The organism is Aliirhizobium sp. YIM B11859 (genome assembly GCF_057163345.1).
This window is the reverse complement of sequence record NZ_JBXHAY010000011.1, coordinates 75,956-92,547: the sequence shown is the minus strand read 5'-3', so window position 1 is coordinate 92,547 and position 16,592 is coordinate 75,956. Positions and strand designations below refer to the sequence as shown.

The following is a 16,592-nucleotide window of genomic DNA, read 5'->3' as shown; positions in this document are numbered from 1 at the left end:
CCTCCACCTGGTTTTTGACCTCGGAGATCTGCACGAAGTTGCGCGCAATGTAGGCGATCGATCCGGATGTCACGAATGCGTAGATAACCGCCGCGACAACCAGAAAGCCAGGAATCGTGATGTAGGAGCCGCCGACGGGCAGCGTTAGGGCCCCGCCAATCGTCCAGAGCACGACGATAAAGGTCGACGCAGATAAAAAGGCTGAGATAACACCAGATACAAAATCTACCGGTGACTCGGTTGCGATCCGCATGTCTTCGGAAATCCGTGCCTCAGGGTTTTGATGGTCCCCGTCGATCAGGTTGAGCTGGTAGTACCTGCCATTGTCAAGCCAACGTGCGATCAACGCCTTTGTTAACCACGAGCGCCAACGTCGCTGAATCAGCATTCTGACGAAAACCTGAATGGTCACCAGAGTTACACTGCCCAAAACCAGAGGCGGGAATAGTGCTCCTAGATAATAGACTGACGACGCATTGCGCTGTTCGATCGCGTCGAAGATTTCACGGTTCCAAACGTTGATCCCATATTGGAAACCGACGTTGAGACCGATCAGTGCCAGAAGACCGATTGAGACTGGCCAAGCAAACCTGTCACCGCGGGCGCTCCAATAACCGCGCGCACTGATCCAAAAGCGCTTCAAAAGATATGATTTACGTGCACGTTCGGCTTCGTCGGGTGTCATTTCCCGATCGGGTTCGATGGCTTCAGGGACTGGCTCAGCGCTCCCATGCCGCTCATTTGTCTGTGGGGGCGCTGCAGCGTCCTGTGATGTCGCACGTTTGTCAGTGACCGTATTGATTTTCCCATCGCTCATGGGCCCCATAACGGCTGTTGAGATAAAAGGTTTCACGCGGTTGTGATGGCGTTTCAACGGGGTGCCCACCCAGTTGTGATGCTCAGTGCGCCCGACAGTTGTTCGGCGTTGTGCAACGGCCCAATGGACAAGGTAAGTCCTACGGTTATCGACCAACTGCTTGAGGTCGCCGCCCAGATTTATTGCCATGCGTGGTCGATCGACCCCATGGCCGGCGGCATCTGAGGTGACAACCTTACACGATCGGTGCGTGCCTGGATTAATGACCTCAAACGATAACGTTTATCGGTCAGGCCGCACTAATCACCCAGGGACAAAGCTCTAACTCGGTCCTTCCGATAGTCGGCGTCATTCATGTCGCCCAACCCTTCTAAACTCAGGCAAAACGGAGTTGAAGATGCAATCCGACCAATTCGAAATTTCCAGGCGGGACTTGCTTATCTCGTCAGCTGCGACAGTTGCGGTGACAGGAGCGGCACCTGGTGTCGCCGCAGCACAAGACGCAGGGACCCCGATGACACATACGTCCACAGTATCACTCAAGGTCAATCAGCAGGTGCATGACCTGGAAATCGATACCCGTACAAGCCTTCTCGATGCACTCCGCGAACATCTTCACCTCACGGGAACCAAGAAGGGCTGTGATCACGGCCAGTGCGGTGCCTGCACTGTGATGATTGACGGTCGCCGTATCAATTCCTGTCTGACGCTGGCGGTCATGCATGACGGTGACGAGATCACAACCATCGAAGGGCTTGGCCAACCCGGCAATCTCCATCCGATGCAGGCGGCGTTCGCAAGGCATGATGGATTTCAATGTGGGTACTGTACCCCCGGGCAAATCTGTTCCTCGGTGGCGGTGCTTGAGGAGATCAAAGCGAATATCCCAAGCCACGTCACCCGAAGCCTCACCGAGCAGACGACAATTTCAAATGCGGAAATCCGTGAACGCATGAGCGGCAATATCTGTCGTTGCGGCGCCTATTCCAACATTGTCGAAGCTATTGCCGACGTTGCGGGGACACGAGCATGAGGGCGTTTACGTATGAACGGGCGACATCGATAAACGCTGCGGCAAGGTCGGCGGCCAGCGCGAATGTCAAATTTATCGCTGGTGGCACTAATCTTCTCGACTTGATGAAGTTGGAGATCGAGACGCCGACGCATCTGATCGACGTCAATGGGTTGGGACTGGATAGGGTCGAGACCACGCCCGACGGCGGACTGCGGATCGGTGCGATGGTACGGAACACCGATCTTGCTGCTCATGAAACGGTGAGGCGCGATTATGGGCTTTTGTCACGAGCCATTGTCGCCGGCGCGTCGGGTCAGATCCGCAACAAAGCGACGACGGCGGGAAATCTTCTTCAACGCACACGCTGTCCGTATTTCTACGACACCAACCAGGCCTGTAACAAACGTCAGCCTGGAAGCGGCTGCTCCGCTGTTGAAGGCGTGAGCCGCCAGCTTGGATTGGTCGGCGTCAGCGATGCGTGCATTGCAACGCATCCAAGCGACATGGCGATCGCTCTGCGGGCGCTCGACGCCGTTGTCGAGACAATAAAGGCTGACGGCGAAGCGCGATCGATCGCGATGGAGGACTTTCATCGTCTTCCGGGTGATACACCACATATCGATACCATATTGGAACCAGGCGAGTTCATCACGGCGGTGACCTTGCCGGCTCCTATCGGTGGCAGACATGTCTACCGGAAGGTCCGTGATCGCGCATCCTATGCGTTTGCGCTCGTTTCGGTCGGTGCGGTGATCCACCCGGATGGCACCGGACGCATCGCTGTCGGAGGGGTGGCTCCCAAGCCGTGGCGTTTGGAGAACGCAGACAGCGAGCTTTCCAAGGGCGCGAAAGCTGCAAGTGCTGCGCTTCTCGCCGATGCTCGTCCAACAGAGCACAACAGGTTCAAGATCGATCTCGTCGAGCGCACGCTCGGTGCGGTCCTTTCTGAAGCAAGGGGTTGAGCCATGAAATTCGAGACACCCGCCAAATCCAACCCCATCGATAATTTGAATGTCGTGGGTCAGCCGATCCACCGTATTGATGGAGAGCTGAAAACGACCGGCCGGGCCATGTATGCCTATGAATGGCACGATCCGAACATGCGTTATGCCTATGGCTATCCGCTCGGCTCCGCCATTGCGAAAGGTCGGATCAGATCCATGGATGTCGCCGCGGCGCAGAAGGCGCCGGGCGTTTTGGCTGTCGTTACCACGCTGTCCGTCGGCGACCTGGGCAAAGGCAAGCTAAATACGGCAAAACTCTTCGGCGGCGATCGCATTGAGCACTATCACCAAGCTATCGCTGTCGTCGTTGCCGAGAGTTTTGAGCAGGCACGCGCAGCAGCTGGTCTTGTGAAGGTGGAATACGAGGTGGAAAACGGCGTTTTCGATCTCGCGGCCACTCGAGACAGCGCGTTCAAGCCGAAGGATGCAGGGGGCGCGCCTCCGGATACGGCCGTCGGAGATTTCGAAGGCGCGTTCCAGTCTGCGGAAATCACTCTCGACGAAATCTACACGACACCTGACCAGTCCCACGCGATGATGGAACCTCATGCATCGATCGCGGCGTGGGACGGCGACGAGTTGACGGTATGGACGTCGAGCCAGATGATCGACTGGTGGCGTTCCGACCTCGCAACAACCCTTGGTATCGATAAGGAAAAGGTGCATCTGATGTCGCCCTTCATCGGTGGCGGTTTTGGCGGCAAACTTTTCCTTCGATCTGACGCAGTCCTGGCAGCGTTCGGCGCAAAGGCGGCGGGTCGACCGGTCAAGGTTGCGTTGCCCCGCCCTTTTATCGCCAACAATACAACCCATCGACCGGCAACCATTCAACGGATACGCATTGGTGCGGAACGGGGAGGGGAAATCACAGCGATCGGTCACGAAAGCTGGTCAGGAGACTTGCCGGGCGGTGGGCTTGAGACGGCAGCAATGCAGACAAGACTGCTCTACGCTGGGGAAAACCGGATGACGGCAATGCGGCTGGCTGAGCTCAATCTGCCGGAAGGCAATGCCATGCGGGCGCCAGGCGAGGCGCCGGGACTGATGGCTCTGGAGATCGCGGTCGATGAAATGGCCGATAAGCTCGGCATGGACCCGATCGAGTTCCGCATCAAAAACGATACACAGGTCGATCCGGAAAACCCCAAGCGCCCGTTCTCGCAACGCAACCTCGTCGGCTGCCTGACACTCGGGGCAGAGCGATTTGCCTGGAGTAACCGCAGAGAGCCGGGTGCTCGGCGGGAGGGCAGCTGGCTCATCGGTCTTGGTGTTGCCGTGGGCTTTCGCAACAATCTCGTCATGCCGTCAGGCGCCCGCGTTCGCCTCGGCAGCGATGGTATCGTGACGGTCGAGACCGACATGACGGATATCGGTACAGGCAGCTATACGATCATTGCCCAGACCGCGGCCGAGATGATGGGCTTGACCGTCGACAAGGTCGGTGTCCATCTCGGCGACTCGCGTTTTCCCGTCTCTGCGGGATCGGGCGGCCAGTTCGGCGCGAACTCGGCGACATCGGGTGTCTTTGCGGCATGCATCAAGCTGCGCGACGCCGTGGCGAAGAAACTTGGTTTCAACTCCAACGATGTGGTCTTCGAAGACGGCCATGTGCGGTCGGGCAACCGATCGGTGCCGCTCGCCGAGGCGGCAGGCTCCGAAGGACTGGTCGGCGAGGACACGATGGAATGGGGCGATCTCACAGACACCCACCAGCAATCCACGTTTGCAGGCCATTTCGTCGAGGTTGGTGTTGATGTCGCGACAGGCGAAACCCGGATCCGTCGCATGCTCGCCGTCTGTGCCGCCGGTCGTATCATCAACCCGATCACCGCCCGCAGCCAGGTTATTGGTGCCATGACGATGGGTGTCGGTTTGGCACTCAGCGAGGAACTGTCCGTGGATAAGCGACGTGGTTTCTTCGTCAACCACGATCTGGCGGGATACGAGGTTCCTGTTCATGCCGATATACCCCACCAAGAAGTGATCTTCATGGATGAAACCGATCCGATGTCGTCCCCGATGAAAGCGAAGGGAATTGGCGAACTGGGACTATGCGGTGTCTCTGCGGCAATTGCCAATGCGATCTACAATGCAACGGGCGTAAGGGTGCGGCATTATCCAGTCACGCTGGACAAGGTTATTGGTGGTTTGCCCGAACTGGCGTGAGATCGAGGATGGCGGCCAGATATTGGCCGCCATCGCATTTCGAACGCGGATCAACTTCCGTCGGCAAGACGACAGACATAATCTGATTGACGAAAGAGACTGACCTGTCTGGACATATCGACGCGCAGGAGTGACCCGGGCGTTTGGAGAAAAAACTGAATCGCTGATGCCGAGCATGTCGGGCATGCTAGCCATCAGCAACAGGCGCAAACAGGTCAGGTTTTCGCCACGAATGCCGCCTCATCGTCATCTCTCTGTCTGCCCCCCAATGCTGCAGCCGCGCAAGCGATGAAGGCGCCGACGAGAAGAGAAAGCGCGCCGAGCATCGCCGTCGTCGACGCTGATTTTCGAGCCGTGTCGGCGGCTTGCTGCGCTTCCACCTTGGCCTGTTCGATCCGTTGCAGGACTACATCAACGCGGGCTGCAGCCTCCTCAGGCGTAAGTCCGCTGCGAGATGCAATCAGTGTGGTGAGATAGGACTTGTCCTCGTCCGGCATTTGACCGGCCGCAGCCGACCTGATCAAGATACGTGAAACTTCGGCAGCTGCAGCCGCATCGTCAGGCTGAGCACGATTGCGCAAGTCCTGTCGGCGAAGCAGGGTATCCGTAAAATAGCCTGTTGCCGTATCCGAGCCTGCGTTGTCGTTTTCGCCGACAGAATTCGCGTTCGCCAACGTGGCGGTCGAGGCTGCAGACGTCAATGATTGAATTCCGCCCCCAACAAGGCTCGTGAAGGCGGAGCCGGCCAAGCCCGCGACAATGACGGTCGCCAAGGCCCAACTCAAAAATCCATGCGCGGTATCGCGGAAAAAGACCTCATCGGTGTGGACCCCCGCCCATTTGGTGCGAAGGCGCCCTGTAAGATAGCCGCCCAAAGCTGAGGCCAGCCACTGAACGACGACAAACCAGATCGCCGCGGAGATACTCACCGTGGTGAAAGAGGCACTTTGTCCAGCCCATGGAGACACCATCGTAAGGCCGACGCCGGCCCCAAGGAGAAGCAGAATGAGAGCGGCGGCCGACGAAGCGACAGCTCCACCGACGACCGGCCCCCAGCTCAAAGCCGGCACTGAGGATTCGACGCCGACATCGGATATACCAGATTGATAGAGAGGCATGTCACTCTCCTAGCGCATGAAGAGGACAAGGAGGATAACGATCGGCAAAGGCACGCCGAGGAGCCATAGAAGAATACCGCGACCCATGGAAAACCTCCGATAGAATTGTTGTTGTTGGCATCGCCTGAACGTTGTTGAATTATCCGGGTTCCCACGGAACTCAATTTTTACGGTTTCGAGGCCACTTACGGGCTGACGAAAACCCTGCCCGGAGCTTTTGGTCTCGCCTCTTTGCGTAGTTCAATGTGTGCAGTCTTCAGCGAGAGACCTATGATTGGGCATTCGGGAGGTGAACAGGCCGCTGGCGGCGCGATTGCGAATGCCCCATACCGGTGCTCATCTCCTCGACGGCGGTTCCGGCATCCAATGTATAAGAGGGAGCATGATGACGTCGGTCCACCGCTACAATCGCGGTACATGCAATCCCTTGATCGCCATCTCTTTGTCGAAACGCCCTCTAAGCTTATGGGGGCGCTTCCTCGACGAACGATGTTAACCGTCTCAACTGAGCAGATGATAAGGTCAGCATTATCCGTGCTCGCAGTTCTGACCGATCAAGGTAGACCCGTCCGCTCACAGCGCATGCGCGACAGGGCGATGCGGCTCCCTGCCGGTTTGGGGACTGACCCGAATTAACTCGAACATCATTGTTGTTGAGAACGAATTGCTCGCAACGCTTGGACCCGAGCCTGACGTTGATGGCAATGGACACCGTCTCATCGCAATTGCGCCCACGCACGACAGGTAATCGGCCAAGATGGAAAGCACCACCGTTGCCTTCTCCAAAATGCCCCTAAGAAGAAGAGAAGGTGCCGCCACCGCAAGCTTCCCAATCAGCGCATAACGTTGAGATGGTTACTCTCGCAACGGCGGGCTGGCCTGTACTCTCTCCTAGGGTCAGCAGCGATCAACATACCGGTTGCCATTTCGGTCACGATAGTAACAACGACCTGGCTGGCCGGCCACATTTCCGATTAATGCACCGGAGACACCACCTATCGCGGCACCCACCGCCGCCCCTCGTACATTGCCGGTGGCCACGCCGCCAATCACGGCACCACTGGCTGCGCCTATGCCGGCACCACGTTCAGTCGACGAACACGCAGTCAACGCAAGGGTTGCGAGCAGTGGGATGATGAGCTTTCGCATCAGAGTCTCTTTCAAATACGAATGAGAAACGCACCGAAATTAAATCCGTTCCTCAACAATCGTTTTTGATGCAGTTCAAGCGATCTGATGGTGATGCCAGGAAAGCACGCCACGTATCGAAGTCTTTTGATCAACAACGACTTCGACCGGGCAGTCGTCCATCCCCGTAAAGAACTCAAAGCAGATCGAGCAATGAGCTTACGTCAGCTCCCGTTGCCGAGGTATGGATTGGTATTCCGAGAAACCAAGCGCCCATCGCCAGGACCGCCAAAAGCAATGATATGGACGGAGCATAATCACTCGCAAGAGCGTGAGCCGTGAGGCGGAGGTTTTCTGTCGTCAGTTGATTTCGAAACATCGGCGCACATCAGAACCGTTGACGGAGGATGACATCCAAACGCCGGGTGATGATTTACGTTCCGATAAGGTTTCACGGGTGGCTGATTTTATGGTTCGTGCCACCTGGTCATCGGCCGACATAGGCTCCTGTCGTCCGTTATCTGGGCATACCGAGACGGGAGCTGGTGAAACACTATGCTCAACGAGAGAAAAAGTTCGACCTTGCGACATCGATCAACTCGTCTCCGCGTCCATTCATCACCGCTTTGGCGGCCCACAGGCTCATGCCCATAACCTGCGCTGCTTTAATCTTCGGAGGGATTGAAAGCTCCTGTGGGTTCGTCACAACGTCGAGGAGCGCTGGTCCCGAATGGCGCAAAATCGCTTCGATGCCGCGTTCAAGCTCGGCGGGATCCTCGACGCGCACGGCATGAATACCCGCAGCGCGAGCGACAGCTGCGAAATCGGGATTCTCAAGATCCGTCCCCGTTTCGATGTAGCCGGCCGCTTTCATCTCCATGGCAACGAAGCCGAGAGAAGAATTGTTGAACACAACTACTTTCACCGGGAGATTTTCCTGTTTCAGGGTCAGAAAATCTCCCATGAGCATTGTAAAACCCCCGTCTCCGGACATGCAGATAACTTGGCGATCCCTCTCGGCAGCCTGTGCTCCGATTGCTTGTGGCAAGGCGTTCGCCATCGAGCCATGGACAAGCGAGCCGATCAAGCGCCGTTTCCCGTTCATCTTAAGATAACGGGCGGCCCAGACCGTGGGAGTGCCAACGTCGAAGGTGAAGACTGCATCTTCCGAAGCCTGCTCGCTGAGTAGCCTCGCAACATGTTGGGGATGGATTGTCCCACCGGCCTTGCCTGTCGCGAGGTCATCCAGTCCCTCACGTGCTTTCTGATAGGCCGCCTGGCTACGTTCAAGATGCTTGGCGTCGGATCGCGCTTCCAGCTTGGGCAGCGTTGCCCGCAGCGTGGACCTGACATCGCCGACGATTGCCAGGTCCAGCGCCGTCCTTCTGCCGAGGTTCTCAGGTCGAACGTCGATCTGAACGATCTTCGCGTCGGTCGGGTAAAACTGACGATATGGAAAATCCGTGCCGAGCATGATCAGCATGTCGCATTCGAGCATGGCCTTGTAGCCGGAGGAGAAACCAATAAGGCCCGTCATCCCCACGTCATACGGATTGTCCCACTCGATATGCTCTTTGCCACCAAGAGCATGAACGATCGGAGCCTTCAGTCGCGATGCAAGCTCAACGACCTCGTCATGCGCGCCCTGGCAGCCCCGGCCACACAGGAGTGTGATCTTCGACGTCTCGCCCATTAAATCCAGCAACCGGTTGATTTGATCATCCGCTGGCACGACGTCTGGCGCCGCAAGCTTGAGCGCAGCGGGCGTAGAGATTTTCACCGAGAGTTCGGCAAGCGCTATATCGCCCGGAACGACGACGACTGCGACACCTCGCTTGCCCACGGCGGCCCGGATGGCTGCCTCCAAAACGCCAGGCAGTTGCTCCGGCTGACTGACAAGCTCACAATAGTGGCTACATTCCCTGAAGAGCTGGTCGGGATGTGTTTCCTGGAAATAGCCTCTGCCGATCTCGGCTGATGGTATCTGTGCCGCGATTGCCAAAACCGGCACACCGGACCGATGGCAGTCGAAGAGACCGTTGATGAGGTGCAGGTTTCCGGGGCCGCAGCTTCCCGCGCAAACGGCAAGCTCGCCGGTAAGGTGAGCCTCGGCACCTGCGGCGAAGGCTGCTGTTTCCTCATGGCGTGTATGAACCCACTCGATATCGCCACGTTTGCGCAAGGATTCAGTTAATCCATTCAGGCTGTCGCCGACGACGCCATAAATTCTGTTGACGCCCGCTGAATGCAGGATCTCGGTCATTACGTCGGCGACCTTGGATTTCATCAGGTTGCTCCTTCGAACGTGGCTGTTGGGGACGTTTCCCTTGAACAACTAGTCTCTAAGATTCGCATTCCAACCCTCGGTCAATCGGCCAATCTGCTGCAGCGAACGAATTCAAACGTTTTGTCCCAATGTCCGGTGACAACGGATTTGCTATCTTCCGCTTAGACGATCGGCGCAGGAGAGCCAGCCCATCATGCGCCAAGCGCGGGGTGTTGCCGGTACCGGATCTGCGGAAAGCATAGTGGCCAGCGGCCGCATTTTTGAGGCCTATCCAATGGTGGGGCATATGGCAGTCCCGACCGGCACACTCTAAGAACCGACGACAAAACGTTTGTATAGCCGGAGCCGGCCACACATGTTCCGATCAGGTCTCCAGGCGCGACGGGCAGACGAGGCTTCGACTGAGTGGTCAAGAGTGGAAGTTATTCAGTTGGTACCGTATCGTACAAAAACCTGCTTGCCTTCGTAAAAGATAAATTAAAATATTATTTGCGCATAAACAATTGTACTGTGGTGGGGACGAAAGTTTATGAATTGAAAATGCAGAGTATATGGGAGTTTAATGCTATGTTGGCGTTTGTTTAATGTTTAATTTTCGCTCAAACTTTATAAAGCTGGTCAATATATCGCGTTGAGTTGGCGTGAGAATTCATAGCCAATCCGGGGTAGTTGTTGCTGTAGGACGTAAACAGCGACAACAGTTTTTGGGACAACGATCTTTCATCATGCAAAGCTGATACTTGTAACAATCCTGAACGCCCCGATATGACACGCCGTCAAAGATGGACGACAAATCACGTCTTTGATTGTGGAAGCGGCAGCGGAGGGGTCCGGCTGCTTCCACTCCATATCGCTTCGGATGTGTTGCCGTATCAGCTGCTCATCGAGCTAGCGGCGGAAACCAGAAAACCCCGCCTTTGAGCGGGGTTTGTTTCCGCCGGTGCGACACCATCTAGACGGAGGGCGCACAGACAATGACGCGGGACAGAACGCGGTCATAGCCCACTATTTCGCGAGCCACCCGAATGGCGCGGGCCTGATCACTAGTCGAGCGGACGGCGCCCTCAAGCACAATGTAGTCACCCATAACATCGACGGATAGGTCTCTTCCATCGAAATTGGAGAGGTAATTCAGTTCCGTTTCGATGGCAGTTTTCTCCATCGATATGCCGTGTTCACGGGCGAAATCGAAAGTGGTGGAAGGCTGAAGAGTGCTCAAAAACATTGGCGTTTCTTTCAACATGAATGTCAGATGAATAACACGTTGTGAAACGTTTATGTTCCCGCGGTGGTGAACTTATTTGGTGTTGGCCATCAATCAAAACGGCATCATTCATCTACACCTCATGACGGGTCGAAGGGAGATAGCCGGCAAGATCGGAAGACGCTCCACCCATAACGGGATAATAGGGAACCTGGCCGACATCCTCGAACGGGACATGTGGCGATGTAACGATGAGGATGACTTGGCCACCAACCAGCATCCGAAGTCTCGTGCGGATCAAGAAATACGCATGGCATCTAGATGTTCCATAATACATATTATGCCGCCACACACTCACACGCAGCCACCGTTCGGGACCACTGCTGCACCACAGGAGTTGCGGTTCGCCTTTGGCCTACCTAAGTTCGAACCTGATAACGTTGAATAGGTCGTAGCTCTCTCAGCGCGGCGTCAGGGCAACGCTCTTTCTAAGACGGCAATTTTTATGCGGGAGAATGTGATGGACGAGGCCCTACAGCTGTGGGACTGGCGCGAGAAAATCGCAAATCTCTACACCGCGATACGGTCTAGCTCAGATGTATCCGCTGCTTGGCGTCTCTGGAGCGATACGCGCTCAGCGATGTTCCGCGATCATCCTCAGTCACCCATTGAAAAGGCAGACCGCCAAGAGTTCAAGGGCCCCTCGACGTTTCCCTATGATCCATCCATGCGCCTGACAGTAGCGCTCGACCCGGTACAACCCAAGCGAATGACCGTCGCAACTGGAACGGATGGAAATCTGTCCATGCATTCGTTCGCTCGCACGAACGGTCTGGAGCAAAGCTTGGGTGGCGAATTGACCCTTTACTGGATCGAGGGATACGGCGGTGGTGTGTTCTTGCCTTTTGTAGATGCGACATCAGGTACTGAGACATATGGCGGCGGACGATATCTTCTCGACACAATCAAAGGCGCGGATTTTGGTGCGGCACGCCCCGACGGCACATTGGTGCTCGACTTCAACTTTTCCTACTTCCCGTCATGCGCCTATTCTTCGCGCTATGTCTGCCCACTAGCGCCGCCAGGCAACCGATTGAAAGGCGCTGTCAAAGCTGGAGAGCGGCATTCAGAGTCGAGGTGATTCCTAGCTTATCAGGCCCGCGACATCGCGTTGCCCGCCCCGCCTTCGAAACGCGCGATGTAAAAAGCGCGGTGGGGCTAGGGGCCTCTGGATTGCCTACCTTCAAGGACGTGCCTCTCGGTTTCAAATGGTCATCAATCTTGGTCTGTCGTACAGCCCTTCAAAGTTCTCGGGACCGGTTGATTGGCCAGATAAGAAGGCCCACATCTTAAACCGCTCTTCTTGACAGCGTCGCTCCGACCTTGCCGTGCTGACCGGTGGCTGTACTTGGTGGTGACCATGGAAACGCTGCTATATGGGACACCAAGAGTTCACCGGCATTCTGGCAGTCATACCGAGAACCAAAGAGCTACTTGCGCGAAAATAACAGCAATACATTAGACTTTAATCATGTGTGAAACACGGTAGCAATCCGGACGGGATAGACCAGAGCCTCGCAAGAGGTGCGCTGATGACACTGGAACTCCAGAACACAATTCTCGAAATGATTGCGCGGGGCGAACCCCTCCAGACCACGATTGATAAACTCTGCCGGGCCGTGGAGATTATATCGCCCGCGTCGATATGCTCTGTCCTAACAATTGAGGACGGGAGATTGCAAACTCTTGCGGGACCTTCTCTGCCCAGCCATTTCTCCGACGCGATCAATGGCTTGGAGATTGGACCCGAAGTCGGTTCCTGCGGTACGGCGGCCCATTTCGGCAGACCGGTCATCGTCACCGACATTGCAATTGATCGGCGTTGGAAGCTCTTTCGTCACTTGGCGCACCCTCTCGGCCTCGAGGCATGTTGGTCAACGCCGATCCTGAGCGGCAGCAAAGTTGTCGGCACATTCGCTTTTTATTACAGGGACAAGCGCGGGCCGACCGCCCGCGAGCAACAGATTGTCGACGCCTGTGTTCATCTCTGCGCGATTGCAATAGAGCGGCATCGCCGAGTGTTGGAGCGTGAGCGACTGGGGTATACCGATTGGCTGACCGGCTTGCCCAATCGGTTAAGCTTTCACCAACGACTGTCTCAGCTGGCTGCCACTTCCGATCCCTGGGGCATCCTCCTCCTCGATCTCGACAATCTTAAGCTCGTCAACGACACGTTTGGACACACGGCTGGTGACGATCTGATCCGCGTGGTGGCAAGCAGAATATCGTCGGCTGCTGGGGCGGGTAAGACATTCAGGCTGGGCGGCGACGAGTTCGCGATCATCGTATCAGGTGACGGACAACCTATCGACCTTGCTGGGTGCGCAAGGGCCGTCCTGGCCACTCTGTTACCGCCAACCGACTGTGCGGGCCATGTGGTGTCCCCTGCCGCTACGGTTGGTGGATCGAGAAAGGATCAGGCGACATCACCGGATGTCGTACTCAAGAATGCAGACATAGCCCTATACCACGCCAAGGAGGAGCGCAGAGGGCATTATGTCGAGTTTTCTGTGGGCCTGGGTACCGCCATCACCCGTCGGTTTCGCGCGATCAGAGATGCGGAGACGGCTTTGCGTCAGGGCCGCATGCATGCATTCTATCAGCCCATCTTGCGCCTCGATACGCGAGAGATCGTCGGTTTTGAAGCATTATGCCGTATGCAACTCGCAAATGGTCAGTTTGCTGCGGCCGCCACGTTTCATGAGGCGACAAAGGACGCGAAAGTTGCGTCCGATCTCACACAACGGATGCTCGTTCAGGTGGCCGGAGATATCCGAACCTGGCTTGATCAGGGGCTTCCGCTTCAGCATGTCGGAGTCAATATCTCGGCAGCCGACCTTCATGTCGGCAATCTAAGTGATCGATTGTGCAATACATTCGCCGATGCGGGTGTTCCGCTTGAGCACATCGTCCTGGAGGTCACCGAATCCGTTTATCTGGGGCAGCGCGGTGGTGAGATTGCCGCCCAGATAAAAGCCTTACGGGCGCGGGGCCTGCGCGTCGCACTGGACGATTTCGGAACAGGCTATGCTTCACTCACTCATCTTTTGACCATGCCGGTCGACGTGATCAAAATCGACAAGTCCTTCGTTGAGCGCTTGGCTCCCCTCGAACCTGCCAGTTCCATTGTAGAGGGCATCATCCAGATTGCCCAGAGAATGGGAATAAGGGTGGTGGCCGAAGGTATCGAGCAGGAGGCCCAAGCCGAACGTCTGCTCAAACTCGGTTGCAGCCTCGGACAAGGTTATCTTTTTTCAAGGGCAGTCGATCGTGAGCACGCTGCAGCCCTTCTGAGAAGTAGCGGCCAGGCAATGCCGAAAATCAAGCAAGCGCGACTGGGTACGTAAACTCTGCGCGTGAATGCCTCAAGGCATCCCAAACCCTTCGGCCTGATGCTATTGAATCGTTACGGAACTGTTGGGGATTCCAAGCGCCTCAGCCAAAACCGGATCGGGCGTTCTGCCCAATTCGGTCGTGATCGCTTCGAGCGTTGCATTTAGCCGCTCTTCAACTTGTGTTGCCTTGATAATCCCGGCACAGCCGCGCGCGTAAATAACCAGTCTGGCGAGAGCCGCGAGCTCGTCTTTTCTGTCAGTCTCGTCTTTTACCACTGCAGTTCTCCGATTTCGTCGAACAGTAGCTTGAGCCGGCGGAACTGCGGCGTGAATTGAGCGTGACACAACGAATGGAAGAGAACGCCCTACCCTCGCCAAAGTGACGTTCTGTGGAAAGTCCAGGGTGGAAGACCACCTTGCGTGATCCCGGCAAGGGCTTTCACGAGGCTTATGGCATCGAGACGCTTCTGATCGATATAGTGCTCGCGACACACCTTGGCACGCTCAACCGCGCCCTCTCCCCCCAGGTTCGCGCAATGGCTGTAGAGTTCCGACCAGGTACGGCGCTTGAAAAACAGTGCGTTGGCAATTGTGTCAATCTCCGCCGCTTCCGGCGCAGAGAAGATCCCCTGCTCTCGCAGACAACTGGTTGTCGCACGGATGTTGACCATCGGGAGAGTGATGGCTCGAAAACCAAGCTCAAAAGGCGCATGTAGGAGTGCAACGTCTGCATCGTCAACCAAGGTCCCGGACGCGTAGTCTTCGTAAATGCGTCCCACCCCTTTCATTCCGAAGGCGTGGCACTCTGCAGCCCGCAATGCCCCCATACTTGCGGCACCAATCACGTTGACGCCCTGCGACAGTGCGAAGAGTATTTCCTTGTGCCATACTGGTGCCGTGTATTCGAAGCCCCCATCGACCAGCCCGATCGCAGCGGCACCTTTTCGCACTGCCTCGAGAATATCGCCTTGGGTGGCGGGCGGCATCACTTCTATCCCCGGTGCCACCAGTTCGGTCGCGTCGGGCAAGCTGGGTCCGACAAAAACGACCTTCATGCAGATAGTGCCAAGGAAAGCGCCCTGGTCCCGAGTTTGAATTTTCGGTCACCAGGTGGGTTCTCCAATTCCGGCGCGAAAACTTTCACGACGGCAAATGGCAACGCCGGCCCAGAAAGCTCAACGCTGTATAGCCGCGTCAAGCCATGTCGCCGCAATACTTCGACAATGGAGCCCTGTGCTCGGCCAGCTCTAAGGGGTGCGCTTGTGGTGTTTTCGATGGTCATGAGGCGCCTGATGTCGTCGGGAAGCGGTTTCACATAAGTCTCCGGGTAAACGTCGTCTCGGGCTCCACTGATGTAGGTCAGGCGGGATTGGGCAGCCTCTGTGATCGCTCGTAACGCGGCGCTCGACATGTCTGGATCGGTCCCGCATCCAAAAGTGACGTCGACATATCGCGACGTGCTCGTTGCTGAAACACTCGGTTCTCCAACATAGGCAGCGACCGTGGGTATGCCGACATCGCTCGTAATCTCAAACAACCGCAACAGAAGCCCGGCCTGCTCAACCTGCTTGGCGAGATTCGTGACATTTGAATTTTCGAACGTTTCGACGTGTCTTAACGAGGCTTGTTGCCGCCAAGCAGGCCAAAGGCGCCAGAGAGCCGTCGCATCGCGTTCAATCCGCTCGAGCAGTCCATGGACGATCGCCTCGTCCACGGTATTTCCCGATGCCAGGCCATCTGATGACTTCCAGTACCGGCCAGCCGGCGCCGTTCTGTCCAAAACCGCCGCGTCGAACGGGACAAACACTGCACGACCCGAAACAAGGTCTTTGGCTTCAACGAGGACCATCTCCTCCCCCTGAGCTGCAACGTCCTGGCCCGGGGCCAGCAGTTCAGGCAGAAGATCATATTCCCGCCCGGCATGGTGGAGCTCCATTCGAGTGGCAAGCAACCTCTTTACGTGCGGATCGCAAGCGACTGCTCGCTCCAGCGCTTCCATTGCCGCCGACGTCATTGCGTCGGCATCGGTGAGACCTTTGCCGTGCGCAACAACAATCGATTTCGCATTCGGGGTATAGGCGCACCATACCGGGATGCCGACGAAATCCAGACCGGTATGGCGGCTTACGCGTGTTATGCCATAGTCCGCCAGATAGGGGGCTATCCGGCGGTAGGTCTCATCGGGCGGATAGGCCCTTTCCACAGAGCTAACTCAGCCGTCAAAGACACCCGAGAATGCGGCGTCGGTCGACCTGACAACGACCGCGAGATCAACGCCTTTCAAAACCGTCCCCCCTGCCTTGCGTATATCATTTGCGGATGCGAGCGCTCCCTTGGCGGGAGCGTCGAGAGGAACAATGGTACCCGCCTCGATATCGGCGAGATACAGACCGACTTCACCCGGAAGCCCGATTACAATGATCTTCGACATGAAATAACTCCGTTTCAGATTTGTGGA

General features: G+C 56.5%; 15 protein-coding genes. 5 read left to right on the top strand and 10 right to left on the bottom strand.

What is annotated here, in order from left to right:
- A partial coding sequence (locus AC2GXZ_RS28650) for an ABC transporter family protein (RefSeq protein ID WP_483762660.1) occupies positions 1-1,006 on the bottom strand: 1,006 nt, incomplete at its 3' end.
- A gap of 208 nt (positions 1,007-1,214) precedes the next feature.
- Between AC2GXZ_RS28650 and paoA the strand changes: the two genes are divergently transcribed.
- Genes paoA through paoC form a run of 3 tightly spaced genes read left to right on the top strand, consistent with a single transcriptional unit; the run spans position 1,215 to position 5,002 of the window.
- Complete coding sequence (gene paoA / locus AC2GXZ_RS28645; protein WP_483762659.1) at positions 1,215-1,850, top strand: aldehyde dehydrogenase iron-sulfur subunit PaoA; 636 nt, start codon at positions 1,215-1,217, stop codon at positions 1,848-1,850.
- A complete protein-coding gene (locus tag AC2GXZ_RS28640; protein WP_483762658.1) occupies positions 1,847-2,794 on the top strand; it encodes an FAD binding domain-containing protein in 948 nt (315 codons plus the stop codon). Before paoA ends, AC2GXZ_RS28640 begins: the two co-directional genes overlap by 4 nt.
- A gap of 3 nt (positions 2,795-2,797) precedes the next feature.
- Positions 2,798-5,002, top strand: a complete 2,205-nt coding sequence (gene paoC, locus AC2GXZ_RS28635; protein ID WP_483762657.1) for an aldehyde oxidoreductase molybdenum-binding subunit PaoC — start codon at positions 2,798-2,800, stop codon at positions 5,000-5,002.
- Positions 5,003-5,217: 215 nt separating this feature from the next.
- Here paoC and AC2GXZ_RS28630 read toward each other — a convergent pair whose 3' ends face one another.
- The 5 genes from AC2GXZ_RS28630 to AC2GXZ_RS28610 all read right to left on the bottom strand — a co-directional run bounded on the left by AC2GXZ_RS28630 (position 5,218) and on the right by AC2GXZ_RS28610 (position 11,019).
- Entirely contained in the window at positions 5,218-6,120 is a 903-nt protein-coding gene (locus AC2GXZ_RS28630) for a hypothetical protein (RefSeq protein WP_483762656.1), read from the bottom strand.
- Positions 6,121-7,017: 897 nt separating this feature from the next.
- Positions 7,018-7,269 carry a YMGG-like glycine zipper-containing protein gene (locus AC2GXZ_RS28625; protein WP_483762655.1) on the bottom strand — a complete coding sequence of 84 codons (252 nt, stop codon included), beginning with the start codon at positions 7,267-7,269 and terminating at the stop codon, positions 7,018-7,020.
- Positions 7,270-7,807: 538 nt separating this feature from the next.
- Positions 7,808-9,538 (bottom strand): ubiquinone-dependent pyruvate dehydrogenase, encoded by a 1,731-nt coding sequence (gene poxB, locus AC2GXZ_RS28620; protein WP_483762663.1) that lies wholly within the window; start codon positions 9,536-9,538, stop codon positions 7,808-7,810.
- 949 nt (positions 9,539-10,487) lie between these two features.
- Complete coding sequence (locus AC2GXZ_RS28615; RefSeq protein ID WP_483762654.1) at positions 10,488-10,760, bottom strand: BON domain-containing protein; 273 nt, start codon at positions 10,758-10,760, stop codon at positions 10,488-10,490.
- A gap of 112 nt (positions 10,761-10,872) precedes the next feature.
- On the bottom strand, positions 10,873-11,019 hold the full coding sequence (locus tag AC2GXZ_RS28610; protein WP_483762653.1) for a hypothetical protein: 147 nt from the start codon (positions 11,017-11,019) through the stop codon (positions 10,873-10,875).
- Positions 11,020-11,259: 240 nt separating this feature from the next.
- Between AC2GXZ_RS28610 and AC2GXZ_RS28605 the strand changes: the two genes are divergently transcribed.
- Both AC2GXZ_RS28605 and AC2GXZ_RS28600 read left to right on the top strand, forming a co-directional pair.
- Positions 11,260-11,880 carry a DUF1684 domain-containing protein gene (locus AC2GXZ_RS28605; protein ID WP_483762652.1) on the top strand — a complete coding sequence of 207 codons (621 nt, stop codon included), beginning with the start codon at positions 11,260-11,262 and terminating at the stop codon, positions 11,878-11,880.
- 451 nt (positions 11,881-12,331) lie between these two features.
- Positions 12,332-14,146 carry a putative bifunctional diguanylate cyclase/phosphodiesterase gene (locus tag AC2GXZ_RS28600; RefSeq protein ID WP_483762651.1) on the top strand — a complete coding sequence of 605 codons (1,815 nt, stop codon included), beginning with the start codon at positions 12,332-12,334 and terminating at the stop codon, positions 14,144-14,146.
- Between the two features lie 48 nt (positions 14,147-14,194).
- Here the strand turns inward: AC2GXZ_RS28600 and AC2GXZ_RS28595 are convergent, their stop codons facing one another.
- The 4 genes from AC2GXZ_RS28595 to AC2GXZ_RS28580 all read right to left on the bottom strand — a co-directional run bounded on the left by AC2GXZ_RS28595 (position 14,195) and on the right by AC2GXZ_RS28580 (position 16,565).
- Entirely contained in the window at positions 14,195-14,410 is a 216-nt protein-coding gene (locus tag AC2GXZ_RS28595) for a hypothetical protein (protein ID WP_483762650.1), read from the bottom strand.
- A gap of 89 nt (positions 14,411-14,499) precedes the next feature.
- Complete coding sequence (locus AC2GXZ_RS28590; protein WP_483762649.1) at positions 14,500-15,189, bottom strand: TfuA-like protein; 690 nt, start codon at positions 15,187-15,189, stop codon at positions 14,500-14,502.
- Positions 15,186-16,337: a YcaO-like family protein gene (locus AC2GXZ_RS28585; RefSeq protein ID WP_483762648.1), complete on the bottom strand. Its 1,152-nt coding sequence runs from the start codon at positions 16,335-16,337 to the stop codon at positions 15,186-15,188. The genes AC2GXZ_RS28590 and AC2GXZ_RS28585 overlap by 4 nt, the downstream gene beginning before the upstream one ends.
- 9 nt (positions 16,338-16,346) lie before the next feature.
- Complete coding sequence (locus AC2GXZ_RS28580) at positions 16,347-16,565, bottom strand: hypothetical protein (RefSeq protein ID WP_483762647.1); 219 nt, start codon at positions 16,563-16,565, stop codon at positions 16,347-16,349.
- Between the last annotated feature and the right edge of the window lie 27 nt (positions 16,566-16,592).

Coding starts and splice junctions, on each gene's coding strand:
- AC2GXZ_RS28605 (WP_483762652.1), top strand. CDS start 11,260: ATGGACGAGGCCCTACAGCTGTGGGACTGGCGCGAGAAAATCGCAAAT.
- AC2GXZ_RS28600 (WP_483762651.1), top strand. CDS start 12,332: ATGACACTGGAACTCCAGAACACAATTCTCGAAATGATTGCGCGGGGC.
- AC2GXZ_RS28610 (WP_483762653.1), bottom strand. CDS start 11,019: ATGCTGGTTGGTGGCCAAGTCATCCTCATCGTTACATCGCCACATGTC.
- AC2GXZ_RS28590 (WP_483762649.1), bottom strand. CDS start 15,189: ATGAAGGTCGTTTTTGTCGGACCCAGCTTGCCCGACGCGACCGAACTG.
- AC2GXZ_RS28580 (WP_483762647.1), bottom strand. CDS start 16,565: ATGTCGAAGATCATTGTAATCGGGCTTCCGGGTGAAGTCGGTCTGTAT.
- AC2GXZ_RS28630 (WP_483762656.1), bottom strand. CDS start 6,120: ATGCCTCTCTATCAATCTGGTATATCCGATGTCGGCGTCGAATCCTCA.
- AC2GXZ_RS28625 (WP_483762655.1), bottom strand. CDS start 7,269: ATGCGAAAGCTCATCATCCCACTGCTCGCAACCCTTGCGTTGACTGCG.
- paoC (WP_483762657.1), top strand. CDS start 2,798: ATGAAATTCGAGACACCCGCCAAATCCAACCCCATCGATAATTTGAAT.
- paoA (WP_483762659.1), top strand. CDS start 1,215: ATGCAATCCGACCAATTCGAAATTTCCAGGCGGGACTTGCTTATCTCG.
- AC2GXZ_RS28640 (WP_483762658.1), top strand. CDS start 1,847: ATGAGGGCGTTTACGTATGAACGGGCGACATCGATAAACGCTGCGGCA.
- AC2GXZ_RS28615 (WP_483762654.1), bottom strand. CDS start 10,760: ATGTTTTTGAGCACTCTTCAGCCTTCCACCACTTTCGATTTCGCCCGT.